The following is a 13,952-nucleotide window of genomic DNA, read 5'->3' as shown; positions in this document are numbered from 1 at the left end:
ACCGGTGGTGGAGGACGGCAGACAGCTGCCGCGGCCGCCTCGGCGGGTTCCTGCGGGTGCGCCGCCGCTCACCCAGCTCCAGGTCAGCACCCCGCGGGCTCCGCAGCCGCCACCGCGCCAGCCGTGGAAGTTCGGCCGGTTCCTGGCCGGGTTCGTGGTCGTGCTGCTGATCCTGGGCGCCGGTGCGAGCGGCGGCTGGTACCTGCGCGCCCAGAGCCTGCGGCTCGACACCGAGCAGGTCCTCGAGTCGGTCAGGTCCGGGGTCGTCCGCGTCCTGGCCACGACCTGCGAGGGCACCGGCGAGGCAACCGGGGTGCTGATCGGTGACAACAAGGTCCTGACCGCCGCGTCCGCGATCCGGCAGCCGCTGTCGATCGCGATCATGACCGAGGACGGCCGGGTCCGCCGGGTCAATCAGCTCGGCAGCAGCGCCGACGGCGTCGCCGTACTGCGGTTGCTCACTCGACTGGACGTCGAGCCGGTCCCGCTCGCGTCGGCGAACCCCGACCCGAAGGCCGAGCGGGCCCTCCTCGGCTACACCGCGGCCGGCCAGCTGACCTCGCGATCGGTCGGTACGACGGAGCAGCCGCAGGCACTCAGCTCGGTGCTGAACACCGCCAAACTCGGCGGCCCCGTGGTCGACAAATCCGGCCAGGTCGTCGGCCTGGTCACCGGTGACACACTCACCACCAGCACGATCGTCCCCCTCGACAAGCTGCAGGGCTACGTCGCGGCCAAGCCCGTCGGCCGCACAGCCGAGCCGTCAGGGACCTGCAAGCGGTCGCGTGGTCCGCAAACCGCGATGGTCCCGGAGCTGCTGGTCGCGGCCACCCCGCTCGCGCTGGAGTCACAGAAGGCGCTCGGCAACTTCCTGACCCTGGAGAACCGGCACGACTTTCCCGCCTTGCAGCAGCAGGTGTACTCGAAGGCGATGACCCGTTCTTATCCGGAGAGTAAGGACCGGGCCAACCATGAGACGTCGTACTTCTTCGGCGCCAAGATCATCGAGGTGACCCGGTTCGACGCTGACGGCGCGAACGTCCGGATGACCTTCACCATCCTGTTCTCACCGAACGCCCGGGGTGCGAAGGGCGGGACCTGCAACCAGCTGGACCTGCGTTATCAGCTCGTCCGGGAGCGCGGCCAGCTCCGCCTCGGTGGAACCGGCGAGACGGTTTCTCCGACGCGGATGTGCGACTCCGACTGACCGGATCCTGGGTGCGCAGGTGGCCGGTTGGGGCGACAAGGTACTATCAGTGACAGCGGGCACAGCGCGGTGCTCTGATCAACGAGCCCCTACCGCTTCTGCAGGAGACTTCTCCCATGACTGACGTAACCCGGCCCGTCGTCCTGATCGCCGAAGAGCTCAGCCCGGCCACCGTCGAGGCCCTCGGTCCCGACTTCGAGATCCGGCACGCCAACGGCGCCGACCGCGCCGAGCTGCTCCCGGCCATCGCCGACGTCGACGCCATCCTGATCCGCAGCGCCACCAAGGTGGACGCCGAGGCGCTGGCCGCGGCCAAGCGGCTCAAGGTCGTCGCCCGGGCCGGTGTCGGCCTGGACAACGTGGACGTGAAGGCCGCCACCCAGGCGGGCGTGATGGTGGTCAACGCGCCGACCTCCAACATCGTCTCCGCCGCCGAGCTCGCGGTCGCGCTGCTGCTGGCCGCCGCGCGCCGGGTCCCGGCCGCTGACCAGTCGCTGAAGAACGGCGAGTGGAAGCGCAGCAAGTACTCCGGCGTCGAGCTGTTCGAGAAGACCGTCGGCATCGTCGGCCTGGGCAAGATCGGCGTCCTGGTCGCGCAGCGGCTGGCCGCCTTCGGCATGAACGTGATCGCCTACGACCCGTACGTGCAGGCCGGCCGGGCCGCGCAGATGGGCGTCCGGCTCGCGACCCTGGACGAGCTGCTGTCGGTCAGCGACTTCATCTCGGTGCACCTGCCGAAGACCCCGGAGACGATCGGCCTGATCGGCGACGAGGAGCTGCACAAGGTCAAGCCCGAGGTCATCGTCGTGAACGCCGCCCGCGGCGGCATCGTCGACGAGCAGGCGCTGCACAGCGCGCTCAAGGAGGGCCGGGTGGCTGCCGCCGGTCTCGACGTGTTCGCGACCGAGCCGTGCATCGACTCGCCGCTGTTCGAGTTCGACAACGTGGTCGCCACCCCGCACCTGGGCGCGTCCACCGACGAGGCGCAGGAGAAGGCCGGAATCGCGGTCGCGAAGTCGGTCCGGCTGGCGCTGTCGGGTGAGCTGGTCCCGGACGCGGTCAACGTCCAGGGCGGCGTGATCGCAGAAGACGTACGGCCCGGCATCGCGCTCACCGAGAAGCTCGGCCGGATCTTCACCGCGCTGGCCGGCGGCGTCGCGCAGCAGCTCGACGTCGAGGTCCGCGGCGAGATCACGCAGTACGACGTGAAGGTGCTCGAGCTGGCCGCGCTGAAGGGCGTGTTCGCCGACGTGGTCGAGGACAACGTCTCGTACGTGAACGCCCCGCTGCTGGCCGCCGAGCGTGGGCTCGAGGTCCGCCTCGTCACCGACCACGACAGCCCGGAGCACCGCAACCTGATCACCCTGCGTGGCACCCTGGCCGACGGTGTCCAGGTCTCGGTCAGCGGCACGCTGGTCGGCGTCCGGCAGTCCGAGCGGCTGGTCGAGATCGACGGGTTCGACGTCGAGATCGAGCTGTCGGCGCACCTGGCCTTCCTCACCTACGAGGACCGGCCCGGCATCGTCGGCCAGATCGGCCGCATCCTCGGCGACGCGGACGTGAACATCGCCGGCATGCAGGTCAGCCGGGACCGCAAGGGCGGCAAGGCGCTGGTCGCCCTGGCCGTCGACTCCGCGATCCCGACCGCCGTCCTGGACGACATCGCCACCGCGGTCCAGGCCGACACCGCCCGGGCCGTGGACCTGGACGACTGATTCAAAACAACGACTGCTTTACTAGGAGGTAGTCAGCCGCCCGCAGGCGCATGGCGGCCGATCAGGGCCCGAGTCCAATGACTCGGGCCCGCCTCATGTCTAGCGGCGGGTGGCCAGCAGTACGGCGGCGTCCGGCGCGACCATCACCTCGACGGTGGTGAACCGCTTGTCCATCAGCCAGTCCTGGCGCAGCGTGTCCACCCGGCCCTCGTACATCGGCGGCCACACCGCGGACGGCGTGAAGTCGTCCAGTACGACGAACCCGCCGGGCTCGACCACGTCGGCGATGATGTCGCGGGCGCCGATCTTCGCCTCCCGCGCGTCCACGAACAGCAGCGCGAACGGGCCCCGCTCGATCAGCGCGGTCCAGTCGGCCGAGACGACCTCGATCAGCTCGTCGTCGGCGAACAGCTCCGCCACCGCCTGCGCCAGCTGCGGATCGCTCTCCGCGGTGACGATCCTCGTGTTCTCGCCGGCGCCGCTGCGCAGCCAGGCCGAGCCGACGCCGCAGCCGGTCCCGAGCTCGCCGACGATGCCGGTCTTCGACGCCGCCAGGCTGGCGAGCAGCCGGCCGGTCTCGTTCCTGGTCGAGCTGACGAATCCACGCCGTCCGGACAGGCTGAGGGCCGCCGACACCAGCGGCGGCAGTTCTGGAGGTGCACTCACCGGGTGAGAGTCGCACAGCATTGGTCCAGGCATCGCACCGGGATCTCACATCTCGGGACAACGTGCCCGCATAGTGGCGATTTAGTCGGACGTCAGAGTAAATTCGGACCCGTCGTGCCGCCCGTTCCACAGTCGGCGAGACCCATTCCGGAGAACACCATGTACGACATGTATCCAGCCAACTGGCCCGCGATCGACGCCCGGGAACCGAAGGCGGCTCGCCGTCGCCGACCGGCCCGCCGTACCGTCGAAGCAGCATCCGACGTCAGGGCTGCCCAGGAAGCCGTGAACCGCCTCTACAACGGGGGAGAACCCAAGAAGTGAGCACGCAACAGACCTTCAGGCTGGCCGTCGTTCCCGGTGACGGGATCGGACCCGAGGTGACGACCGAGGCGCTGAAGGTGCTCGACGCGGTCGCCGCGCAGCACGGCGTGACGTTCGAGCGGACCGAGTACGACCTCGGCGCCCGGCGCTGGCACGCCACCGGCGAGACGCTGCCGGACGCCGAGCTGGAGGCGATCCGCAGCCACGACGCCATCCTGCTGGGCGCGATCGGCGACCCGACGGTGCCGTCCGGCGTGCTCGAGCGGAACCTGTTGCTGAAGCTGCGGTTCACCCTGGACCACTACGTCAACCTGCGCCCGTCCAAGATCTACCCGTCCGTCGGCTCCCCGCTGGCGAGCCCGGGCGAGGTCGACTTCGTCGTCGTCCGCGAGGGCACCGAGGGCCCGTACACCGGCAACGGCGGCGCGCTGCGCGTCGGCACGTCGGCCGAGATCGCCACCGAGGTGTCGGTCAACACGGCGTACGGCGTCGAGCGGGTCGTCCGGGACGCCTTCGCCCGGGCGATGGCGCGGCCGCGCAAGAAGCTCACCTTGGTGCACAAGAACAACGTGCTCGTGCACGCCGGCCACCTGTGGAAGCGGACCGTGGACGCGGTGGCGACGGAGTTCCCGGAGATCGCCGTGGACTACCTGCACGTGGACGCGGCGACCATCTTCCTGGTCACCGACCCGGCCCGGTTCGACGTGATCGTCACCGACAACCTGTTCGGCGACATCATCACCGACCTGGCCGCCGCGATCAGCGGTGGCATCGGGCTGGCCGCGAGCGCCAACATCAACCCGGACCGGACCGCGCCGAGCATGTTCGAGCCGGTGCACGGCTCCGCGCCGGACATCGCCGGCCAGCAGAAAGCGGACCCGACCGCGGCGATCCTGTCCGCCGCGCTTCTGTGCGACCACCTCGGCCTGGCCGAGGCCGCCGCGGCGATCGAGGCGGCCGTCACGGCCGACATCGAGGAGCGCACCGGAGCCGCCCGGACCACCGCCGAGATCGGGGACGCGATCGCCAAGCGGGCAGCAGGCTGAGGCTCGCATGACCACCTGCCCGAGAGGTACGGTGCGCTCATGAGCGAGCGTAGCGAGCGAACAAAAACACTGTCGCCCACGGCGCTCATGCGGACACCGAGCGACAGCGAGGTGGGTGCATGAGCGCCGATCTGCAGTTCACCGTTGAGCCAACCACCCATGCGGCCAGCGACGACCAGCGCAGCGCGATCCTGGCGAACCCGGGATTCGGGCAGAACTTCTCCGACCACATGGCGATCGCCACCTGGGACAAGGAGAACGGCTGGCACGACGCGAGGATCACCGCCTTCGGACCGCTGGAGCTGTCTCCGGCTACCGCGGTGTTCCACTACGCCCAGACCATCTTCGAAGGGATGAAGGCCTACCGGCATCCCGACGACTCGATCCACCTGTTCCGCCCCGAGGCCAACGCGGCCCGGTTCGCGAGGTCCGCGTACCGGCTCGCGCTCCCGGAGCTGCCCGAGGCGGCGTTCCTGGACTCGCTGCACAAGCTGGTCGAGCTCGACCGGGCCTGGGTGCCCGGCGGTGGCGAGACGTCGCTCTACCTGCGGCCGTTCATGTTCGGCTCGGACCCGTTCCTCGGCGTCCGGCCGTCGGCCCAGGTCACCTACTGCGTGATCGCCTCGCCGGCCGGCTCGTACTTCGCGAACGGCGTCAAGCCGGTCCGGATCTGGCTGAGCGAGGAGTACACCCGGGCCGCCCCCGGCGGCACCGGCGCGGCCAAGACGGGCGGCAACTACGCCTCGTCGCTGCTCGCCCAGGCCGAGGCCATCGAGCAGGGCTGCGACCAGGTCGCGTTCCTGGACGCGGTCGAGAAGAAGTGGGTCGAGGAGCTCGGCGGGATGAACCTGTACTTCGTCCTCGACGACAACTCCGTGGTCACCCCGGAGCTGTCCGGCACCATCCTCGAGGGCGTCACCCGGGACTCGATCCTGAAGCTGGTCACCGACCTCGGCCACCACGTCACCGAGCGCAAGATCTCGATCGACGAGTGGCGCGACGGCGCCGCCTCGGGCAAGATCCGCGAGGTCTTCGCCTGCGGCACCGCCGCCGTGATCACGCCGGTCGCGTCGCTGAAGTGGGAGGACGGCGAGGTGCAGGTCGCCGACGGCAACGGTGGCCCGACCACCGCCGCGGTCCGCAGCGCCCTGCTCGACGTCCAGTACGGCCGCGCGGCCGACCCGCACGGCTGGATGACCCGCGTCTGCTGATCCCTTGGTTTCCTGGCGACCCGCTCCTGCTTCAGGAGCGGGTCGCCGCACAACCAGATGCCAAGAGCAACAACCGCTTTTCACAGCAGCTTTTCAGGTCTGTGGTGTGGACGGGCGGTCGCTGTCCACCGCCGGGTTTGGATAGGGTCGGGGCCCATGAGCAGCTTCCCGGACGACGTCGAGGCCTACTACGCCGAGCTCGCCGAGCGGCGCGGCTGGTCACCTGAGACCGCCGCCGCGATCCGGTCCACCGTGCAGCTGATCCGGGACCTCGACCGCGGCACCGCCCCGCGGACGTACGGCGCGCTTGCCGACGACAACGGAACCGACTGGCTGTACGAGGCGGTCTGGCACGAGCGCGAGTGGGTCGTGGTCCGCCAGCTCGGCGCGGCCGAGGACGGCACGATCACCCGGTACTGGTGGCAGCGTCTCGAGGACGACGAGGGCATGCTCACCGACCAGGCGCTCGACCGCGACGAGTGGGGGCTGCGGGCGCTCACCCGCGAGGACTTCTACACCGCCTGGGACGACCCGGGCTGGTCCCTCACCGCCTGATTCCTGAACTCTGCGGTACTCCGCAGTACTGAATGTTCGTGATTCGAGACGCTGCCGCCACCTGGCGGACATGTTGTGGCAGACTGCCGAATGTCATGAAGAACTGCCGGGTCATTATTCCCTAGGCGCGCTCAGCAAGCTGTACCTGAGCGCGCAGACCTCTCGCACCTTGCGGGAGGTTTTTTGTTTGCCCCCGACAGTCCAGCCGCACCCCTCCGGAAGGCCGACCATGAGCATCTCGGACGAGTTCCACGTCTACGACACGACTCTGCGCGACGGTGCGCAGCAGGAGGGGCTGGCGCTGTCCGTGGCCGACAAGATTGCCATCGCGCAGCACCTGGACGACCTCGGGGTGGGGTTCATCGAGGGCGGCTGGCCGGGCGCGGTGCCGAAGGACACCGAGTTCTTCGAGCGGGCCCGGACCGAGCTGCACCTGCGCAACGCGACGTTCGCGGCCTTCGGCGCGACCCGCAAGCCCGAAGCCGTCGCGGCCGACGACCCGCAGGTCGCCGCCCTGCGTGACTCCGGCGCCGCGGTCGTCACACTCGTTGCCAAGAGCCACGATGCGCACGTCGAGCGCGCCTTGCGGACGACGCTCGACGAGAACCTCCGGATGGTCGCCGACACCGTGACGCACCTACGCGAGCACGGCCAGCGGGTCTTCCTCGACACCGAGCACTTCTTCGACGGGTACCGCGCCAACCGGGACTACGCGCTGGAAGTCGTACGAGTAGCCGCCGAGGCCGGGGCCGACGTGGTCGCGCTCTGCGACACCAACGGCGGGACGCTACCGCGGGAGCTCCAGGACGTCGTACGCGATGTCCTCGAATCCACCGGTGCCCGGCTCGGCATCCACTGTCACAACGACGCCGGCTGCGCGGTGGCGAACTCGATCGCCGCCGTCGAAGCCGGCGTTACGCACGTCCAGGGCACGATCAACGGGTACGGCGAACGCACCGGTAACGCCGACCTGCTCGCGATCGTGGCCAACCTCGAGCTGAAGCGGGGAATGGAACTGCTTCCGGCCGGCCGGCTGGCCGAGTCGTTCCGGATCGCGCACGCGATCGCCGAGGTGACGAACGTGCCGCCGTCGACCCGGCAGCCGTACGTCGGTGTGTCCGCCTTCGCCCACAAGGCAGGGCTGCACGCCAGCGCCATCAAGGTGGATCCCGACCTCTACCAGCACACGGATCCCGCCTTGGTCGGCAACGACATGCGGATGCTTGTCTCCGAGATGGCCGGCCGGGCCAGTGTCGAGCTGAAGGGCCGCGAGCTCGGCTTCGACCTCGGCAACGACCGCGACCTGGTCAGCCGGGTGACCGAGCGGGTCAAGGAGATGGAGGCCCGCGGGTACACATTCGAGGCGGCGGACGCGTCGTTCGAGCTGCTGCTCACCGAGGAGGTCACCGGCCGGCGGGCCAGCTTCTTCGACGTCGAGTCGTGGCGGGTGATCACCGAGTCGCGCGCCGACGGCGAGGCAGTGTCGGAGTCGACGGTGAAACTGGTCGCCGGCGGCGAGCGGGAGATCGTCACCGGCGAGGGCAACGGCCCGGTGAACGCCCTCGACCACGCGCTGCGGACCGCGATCGAGCGCGCGTACCCGGTGGTGAACAAGTTCGAGCTGGTCGACTACAAGGTCCGGATCCTCGACCAGGGCCACGGGACGGACGCGGTGATCAGAGTCCTCATCGAGACCGCGGACGGCGAAGGCTCCTGGGTCACGGTCGGCGTCGGCCACAACATCGTCGAGGCGTCCTGGGAGGCCCTCGTCGACGGCTTCACGTACGGCCTGCTCCGCCACAAGGAGGTCGCCCGATGACCGTGCTGGCCGCCCAGCAGACGCAGACCGTCTTCACCGCCACCGTGGTCGAGACCGGCGGCCTGCTCGCCCGCATCGCCGTACTCCTCAACCCGTACGACGTCCGCGAGCTCTCCCTCTCCCTCGACGACGGCCTCCTCCGCGTAGTCGTCGAAGGCAACGGCTTCGACGCCGGCCGGGTCGCCGCCCGCCTGGAGAAGATCATCGGCATCCTCGAGGTCGAGGTGAATTAAGATCCCCCGGGTCTTCGCGGACCCGGGGGATCTCAACGGTCATTCCCAGCTCAGTCCGCTCGACGACTGGTACTCGATCACCCGGGTCTCGAAGAAGTTCTTCTCCTTCTTCAGATCCATCACCTCCGACATCCAGCCGAACGGGTTGCGGGTCTCGCCGAAGATGGGCGCGAGGCCGATCTGCTCGGCGCGGCGGTCGGTGATGAAGTGCATGTACTGCTCGCACAGCTCCGCCGTCAGCCCGAGCATGCCGTTCGGCATCGTCGCGCGCCCGTACGCCACCTCGAGCTCACACGCCTCGGTCAGCATCTGCCGCACCTCGGCCTGGAACGCCGCCGTCCACAGGTGCGGGTTCTCCTGCTTGATCTGGTTGATGCAGTCGATGCCGAAGTTCAGGTGGATGGACTCGTCGCGCAGGATGTACTGGTACTGCTCGGCGATCCCGACCATCTTGTTCCGCCGGCCGAGCGACAGGATCTGCGCGAACCCGGTGTAGAACCACATCCCCTCGAACACGACGTAGAACGCGATCAGGTCCCGCAGGAAGGCGGTGTCGGCTTCCGGCGTCCCCGTGCGGAAGTCCGGATCCTCCAGGTGCTGGGTGTACTTCAGCGCCCAGGCGTCCTTGTCCGAGATCGACGGCACCTCCCGGTACATGTTGAACAACTCGCCCTCGTCCAGGCCGAGCGACGTGCAGATGTACTGGAAGGTGTGCGTGTGCACGGCCTCCTCGAACGCCTGGCGCAGCAGGTACTGCCGGCACTCGGGGTTGGTCAGCTGCCGGTAGACGGCCAGCACGATGTTGTTCGCGACCAGCGACTCCGCGGTGGCGAAGAAGCCGAGGTTGCGCTTCAGCATCAGCCGCTCGTTGTCGGTCAGTCCGTCGCGAGCCCCTGGTGGACGCCGCCACAGCGCGATGTCCGCCTGCATGGACACCTCGGTCGGCATCCAGTGGTTGTTGCATCCGGCAAGGTACTTCTCCCAGGCCCACCGGTACTTCAGCGGCAGCAACTGGTTGACGTCCGCCCGCGCGTTGATCATCGCCTTGTCGTCGACGTGCACCCGGCCGGCGCCGACGGAGATCTCGCCCAATCCGGTGGTCACTGGCACGCCTCGCATTCCGGGTCGTCGATGGCACACACGGCTCCGGTCGGTGCAGGAAGGTTCACCGGTACGGCGTTCAGCCGGCCGTCCGTGCCTTGCAGCGTGGACTTCTCCACGTGGGTCGCTGACTGGGAACGCAGGTAATAAGTCGTCTTGAGGCCATGACGCCATGCCGACCGGTACAGCTCGTCCAGCGCCCGGCCCGACGGCGCGGCCATGTAGAGGTTCAGCGACTGCGCCTGGTCGATCCACTTCTGCCGCCGCGAGGCCGCCTTCACCAGCCACCGCGGCTCGATCTCGAACGCGGTCGCGTACAGCTCGCGCAGGTCGGCCGGGACGCGCTCGATCCCGGCGAGGATGCCGTCGTGGTACTTCAGGTCCGACACCATCACCTGGTCCCACAGCCCGCGCGCCTTCAGGTCGGCGACCAGGTACGGGTTCGCCACCGTGAACTCGCCGGACATGTTCGACTTCACGAACAGGTTGCTGTACGCCGGTTCGATCGACTGGCTCACCCCGCAGATGTTGGAGATCGTCGCGGTCGGCGCGATCGCCATCACGTTGGAGTTGCGCATCCCGTCCCGCAGAACCTTCGCCCGGAGCGCGTCCCAATTGAGTTGCTTGCTTTCGTCAACGATCAGGTCGCCGTCGCGGGCGTTCCGCAGCAGCGCGATCGAGTCGATCGGCAGCACACCCTGACTCCACAGCGAACCGTCGTACGTCGAGTAGCGGCCGCGCTCGGCGGCGAGCTCGCTGGACGCCTCGATCGCGTGGTAGCTGATCTGCTCCATCGAGGTGTCGGCGAAGGTGACGGCCGCGTCGGCGGAGTACGGGATGCGCAGCCGGAAGAGCGCGTCGGCAAAGCCCATCAGGCCGAGGCCGACCGGGCGGTGCCGCTGGTTGGCGCGCTCGGACTCCGGAGTGGTGTAGAAGTTCACGTCGATGACGTTGTCGAGCATCCGGACCGCTGTCTTCACTGTGTCGCGCAGCAGCTCGGCGTCGAGGCCCTCGTCGGTGAGATGCGCGACCAGGTTGACCGAACCGAGGTTGCAGACCGCGGTCTCGTCAACGGTGGTGTTGAGGGTGATCTCGGTGCACAGGTTCGACGAGTGGACCACGCCGTCGTGCTGCTGCGGCGACCGCAGGTTGCAGGCGTCCTTGAAGGTGATCCACGGATGCCCGGTCTCGAACAGCACGGTCAGCATCCGCCGCCACAGCTCGACCGCCCGGACCCGGCGGAACACCTTGATCTCGCCGCGATCCGCCGCTTCCTCGTAACCGCGGTAGGCCTCGGCGAAGGCAGCGCCGTACAGATCGTGGAGGTCGGGGACCTCGTCGGGGGAGAAGAGCGTCCACTGGCCGTCCGCCTCGACGCGCTGCAGGAACAGATCGGGCACCCAGTTCGCCGTGTTCATGTCGTGCGTCCGGCGGCGCTCGTCGCCGGTGTTCTTGCGCAGGTCGAGGAACTCCTCGAGGTCGATGTGCCAGGTCTCCAGGTAGGCGCACACCGCGCCCTTGCGCTTGCCGCCGTTGTGGGCCAAGCCGGCGCTGGTCATGTACGACTCGTCGACCTCGACCTCGAGGTCGTGCACGACTGGCACGGTCGCAATTGTGCTCACCTCTCGCACGCGCGAGAAGACCATGCTTTGGTGTGCGATCCAGTTGAGCTTCCGGATGGGCGTGACGCCCACGAGTTCGGCAATCCCAGGTACGGCGGGAATACGGAGGTCGAAGACGTGCACAGGTTTCGAAAAGGTAATCCCGGATCCGTCGGAGCGCTGACCGACGTGACGATCGTCGCGCGTGCGGTATTGCCCTGCGGTGGGAATTCCTAGCCGGAGCAGCTGGTAGCGCAGGCCGTTGACGAGCTTTCGTGAAGTAGTCGTGAAGTAGATCTCCTTGCCACGCGAGACTCCACCGTCTGTTTCCAGGAGCCCGCGGATGAGCGCACGGGTCTGGGCGAGCGGGAGATGCGCGAGTCGACGCGCGATGTGCTTGCGATGTTGCTCGTCGTAGAGGTCCTTGCCGGCGAACGGTAGCGTCGCTTCGCCGGGTCCGGCGATACGTCCCGTCAACGGGTCCCTTCTGGGGCCGCGTCCCGCCGCCCAATGGACCTGTGCGTAGCTGTCACCGCGACTGGTCTCCCAGAAGTGGATTTCGCGAGCGCTGAGGTAATCGCGTACGAACGACAGGTGCGTGTCGCGCTGTGGATTGCCGGACACTCCCCACTGACTGCCGTTTTTCGACAGGTGGCCGTCACCGAGGAGGATGCCGTACAGGCGTGCATCGTCTTCGGTCAGACCGTGAACCGGAATGACCTCCTTTGGGACGACCTGCCCGACGTAGTCACCGCTGCTGAGCATGCCGGCCTCGACCCAGGCTGCTTGTGCCTTTCCCTTCGCGAGCCACTCGAGCGTTCGCTCGTTACTCTGCTCCATCGGCACGCCTTGAATCGCGTAGAGAGGATGACCTGCCGTAACCGTGAGCGGTTCGATCGAATGCTTCACGTCGATCTCCACCATCGGGTCGTTTTGGTCGTACGTGAATGTCTTCGTTACCTCGCGATACTTACCGCTCGCACCGAGCACCAGATCGCCCGTCGTGATCTCGCTGATCGGTGTTGCGCCGCATGCGGCATAGACGAGAGTCTCCGGAGCAAAACACTGATTGACCGCGACCGCCGTGTCGTTGGCGATCTTCAGGAACGGTACGACGCCCTGCGACTCGCCGTTGGTCCCGCGGATCTTGGCGCCGATGCCGCGGACCGGGGTCCAGTCGTTGCCGAGACCGCCGGAGTACTTGGCGAGCAGGGCGTTGTTGCGGATCTTGGTGAAGATGCCGCCCAGGTCGTCCTCGACCGTGGTGAGGAAGCAGGACGACAGCTGCGGCCGGGTCGTGCCGGAGTTGAACAGCGTCGGCGTGGAGGACATGAACCGGAACGAGCTGAGCAGCTCGTAGAACTGGATGGCCCGCGCCTCGCGGTCGTCCTCGCGCAGCGCCATCCCCATCGCGACCCGCAGGAAGAAGGCTTGCGGCAGCTCGTACCGCACTTTGTCGATGTGCAGCAGATAGCGGTCGTAGAGGGTCTGCAGGCCGAGGAACGCGAAGTCGAGGTCGCGCTCGGGCTTGATCGCGGCCGCGAGCGCGGTCAGGTCGAAGCTCGCGAGCTCCGGGTCGAGCTGGCCCGCCTCGATGCCGGTCCGGATGTACTCCGGGAAGTACGCCGGGTACGCCGTAGTCATGTCGGCCTGGCTCGCCTGCCGCGGCTCGCCGTGCACGCGGCCGAGTGTCTCGCGGCGGATCTGGTCGAGCAGCAGGCGGGAGGCGGCGAAGCTGTACTGCGGCTCGGTCTCGACGTACGACCGCGCCGCCATCACCAGCGCGAGCTCGACCTCGTGCTGGGCGATGCCGTCGTAGCAGGAGCCGAGCGTCGCGTCGAAGATCAGCTGCGGGTCGACCGCGTCGAGGCCGTCGGCAGCCTCGCCGACGATCACCCGCAGCCGGTCGAGGTCGAGCGGCGCCGCGCTGCCGTCGGCCGCGCGCACGGTGATGACCGGCTTCTCGGTCACGCCGGCCAGGTCGGCGGGCGTGCGGGCGCGGGTGCGCTCCTCCCGGTAGAGGACGTAGGCGCGGGCGACCTGGTGCTCGCCGGCGCGCATCAGCGCCAGCTCGACCTGGTCCTGGATGTCCTCGACCTGGACGGTACGACGGGCGTCACCGCGGCTGGTGAGCGCGTCGACGACCCGGCCGGTCAGGTCGGTCACCAGGTCGCGGACCCGGTGCGTCGCGCCTGCGTCCGGGCCCTCGACGGCGAGGAACGCCTTGGACATGGCAACGGCGATCTTGGACTGGTCGAACGCCGTACTGCTGCCGTCGCGGCGGACGACGGTCAGCTCGATCGACGGCCGGCCGGCCGTCGATCGCGATGAGGAAGTGACGGTCACAGATGCTCTTTCCACGCGAGTTCGGAGGGCCTGGACTCGCGGGCGGGGAGCATGACGGGACAGGCAGCACCGGCCGGAACTGCGCCTGTCACGCCCTGCGACCCGCCCTCGAGGTCTCGGACCGCGCG

Annotated in this window: 11 protein-coding genes; 8 read left to right on the top strand and 3 right to left on the bottom strand. The window is 68.5% G+C overall.

Annotated elements, in window-relative coordinates; all coding sequences use genetic code 11:
• Positions 1-7: 7 nt before the first annotated feature.
• Positions 8-1,207, top strand: a complete 1,200-nt coding sequence (locus tag AB0H36_RS18065; protein WP_360523886.1) for a serine protease — start codon at positions 8-10, stop codon at positions 1,205-1,207.
• 116 nt (positions 1,208-1,323) lie between these two features.
• Positions 1,324-2,922 carry a phosphoglycerate dehydrogenase gene (gene serA / locus AB0H36_RS18060; RefSeq protein ID WP_360523883.1) on the top strand — a complete coding sequence of 533 codons (1,599 nt, stop codon included), beginning with the start codon at positions 1,324-1,326 and terminating at the stop codon, positions 2,920-2,922.
• Positions 2,923-3,021: 99 nt separating this feature from the next.
• Here serA and AB0H36_RS18055 read toward each other — a convergent pair whose 3' ends face one another.
• A complete protein-coding gene (locus AB0H36_RS18055) occupies positions 3,022-3,588 on the bottom strand; it encodes a class I SAM-dependent methyltransferase (RefSeq protein ID WP_360523880.1) in 567 nt (188 codons plus the stop codon).
• A gap of 168 nt (positions 3,589-3,756) precedes the next feature.
• Here AB0H36_RS18055 and AB0H36_RS18050 point away from each other — a divergent pair, with 168 nt between their 5' ends.
• From AB0H36_RS18050 to AB0H36_RS18025, 6 genes are all read left to right on the top strand, one after another.
• Positions 3,757-3,912, top strand: a complete 156-nt coding sequence (locus tag AB0H36_RS18050) for a hypothetical protein (RefSeq protein WP_360523877.1) — start codon at positions 3,757-3,759, stop codon at positions 3,910-3,912.
• Complete coding sequence (locus tag AB0H36_RS18045; RefSeq protein WP_360523874.1) at positions 3,909-4,958, top strand: 3-isopropylmalate dehydrogenase; 1,050 nt, start codon at positions 3,909-3,911, stop codon at positions 4,956-4,958. Before AB0H36_RS18050 ends, AB0H36_RS18045 begins: the two co-directional genes overlap by 4 nt.
• 119 nt (positions 4,959-5,077) lie before the next feature.
• A complete protein-coding gene (locus AB0H36_RS18040; protein ID WP_360523871.1) occupies positions 5,078-6,169 on the top strand; it encodes a branched-chain amino acid aminotransferase in 1,092 nt (363 codons plus the stop codon).
• A 156-nt stretch (positions 6,170-6,325) separates the two neighbouring features.
• Positions 6,326-6,724 carry a hypothetical protein gene (locus tag AB0H36_RS18035; RefSeq protein ID WP_360523868.1) on the top strand — a complete coding sequence of 133 codons (399 nt, stop codon included), beginning with the start codon at positions 6,326-6,328 and terminating at the stop codon, positions 6,722-6,724.
• A 229-nt stretch (positions 6,725-6,953) separates the two neighbouring features.
• Positions 6,954-8,543, top strand: coding sequence for a citramalate synthase (gene cimA / locus AB0H36_RS18030; RefSeq protein WP_360523865.1), 1,590 nt, complete (start codon positions 6,954-6,956; stop codon positions 8,541-8,543).
• Positions 8,540-8,776 (top strand): hypothetical protein, encoded by a 237-nt coding sequence (locus tag AB0H36_RS18025; protein WP_360523862.1) that lies wholly within the window; start codon positions 8,540-8,542, stop codon positions 8,774-8,776. Before cimA ends, AB0H36_RS18025 begins: the two co-directional genes overlap by 4 nt.
• Before the next feature lie 39 nt (positions 8,777-8,815).
• Here the strand turns inward: AB0H36_RS18025 and AB0H36_RS18020 are convergent, their stop codons facing one another.
• Both AB0H36_RS18020 and AB0H36_RS18015 read right to left on the bottom strand, forming a co-directional pair.
• Complete coding sequence (locus AB0H36_RS18020) at positions 8,816-9,895, bottom strand: ribonucleotide-diphosphate reductase subunit beta (protein WP_360523859.1); 1,080 nt, start codon at positions 9,893-9,895, stop codon at positions 8,816-8,818.
• The gene (locus tag AB0H36_RS18015) at positions 9,877-13,824 is read right to left on the bottom strand and encodes a ribonucleoside-diphosphate reductase subunit alpha (RefSeq protein ID WP_360523856.1); all 3,948 of its coding nucleotides are present in this window, start codon (positions 13,822-13,824) and stop codon (positions 9,877-9,879) included. Before AB0H36_RS18015 ends, AB0H36_RS18020 begins: the two co-directional genes overlap by 19 nt.
• Between the last annotated feature and the right edge of the window lie 128 nt (positions 13,825-13,952).

Source organism: Kribbella sp. NPDC050820, assembly GCF_040653975.1.
GTDB lineage: Bacteria > Actinomycetota > Actinomycetes > Propionibacteriales > Kribbellaceae > Kribbella.
The sequence above is the reverse complement of the archived record's forward strand: the minus strand, read 5'-3'. Positions and strand labels throughout refer to the sequence as shown.

What these genes read in the sequence shown, in the direction of transcription:
- AB0H36_RS18040 (WP_360523871.1), top strand. Translation starts at nt 5,078, where the DNA reads ATGAGCGCCGATCTGCAGTTCACCGTTGAGCCAACCACCCATGCGGCC.
- AB0H36_RS18025 (WP_360523862.1), top strand. Translation starts at nt 8,540, where the DNA reads ATGACCGTGCTGGCCGCCCAGCAGACGCAGACCGTCTTCACCGCCACC.
- AB0H36_RS18020 (WP_360523859.1), bottom strand. Translation starts at nt 9,895, where the DNA reads ATGCGAGGCGTGCCAGTGACCACCGGATTGGGCGAGATCTCCGTCGGC.
- AB0H36_RS18035 (WP_360523868.1), top strand. Translation starts at nt 6,326, where the DNA reads ATGAGCAGCTTCCCGGACGACGTCGAGGCCTACTACGCCGAGCTCGCC.
- cimA (WP_360523865.1), top strand. Translation starts at nt 6,954, where the DNA reads ATGAGCATCTCGGACGAGTTCCACGTCTACGACACGACTCTGCGCGAC.
- AB0H36_RS18050 (WP_360523877.1), top strand. Translation starts at nt 3,757, where the DNA reads ATGTATCCAGCCAACTGGCCCGCGATCGACGCCCGGGAACCGAAGGCG.
- serA (WP_360523883.1), top strand. Translation starts at nt 1,324, where the DNA reads ATGACTGACGTAACCCGGCCCGTCGTCCTGATCGCCGAAGAGCTCAGC.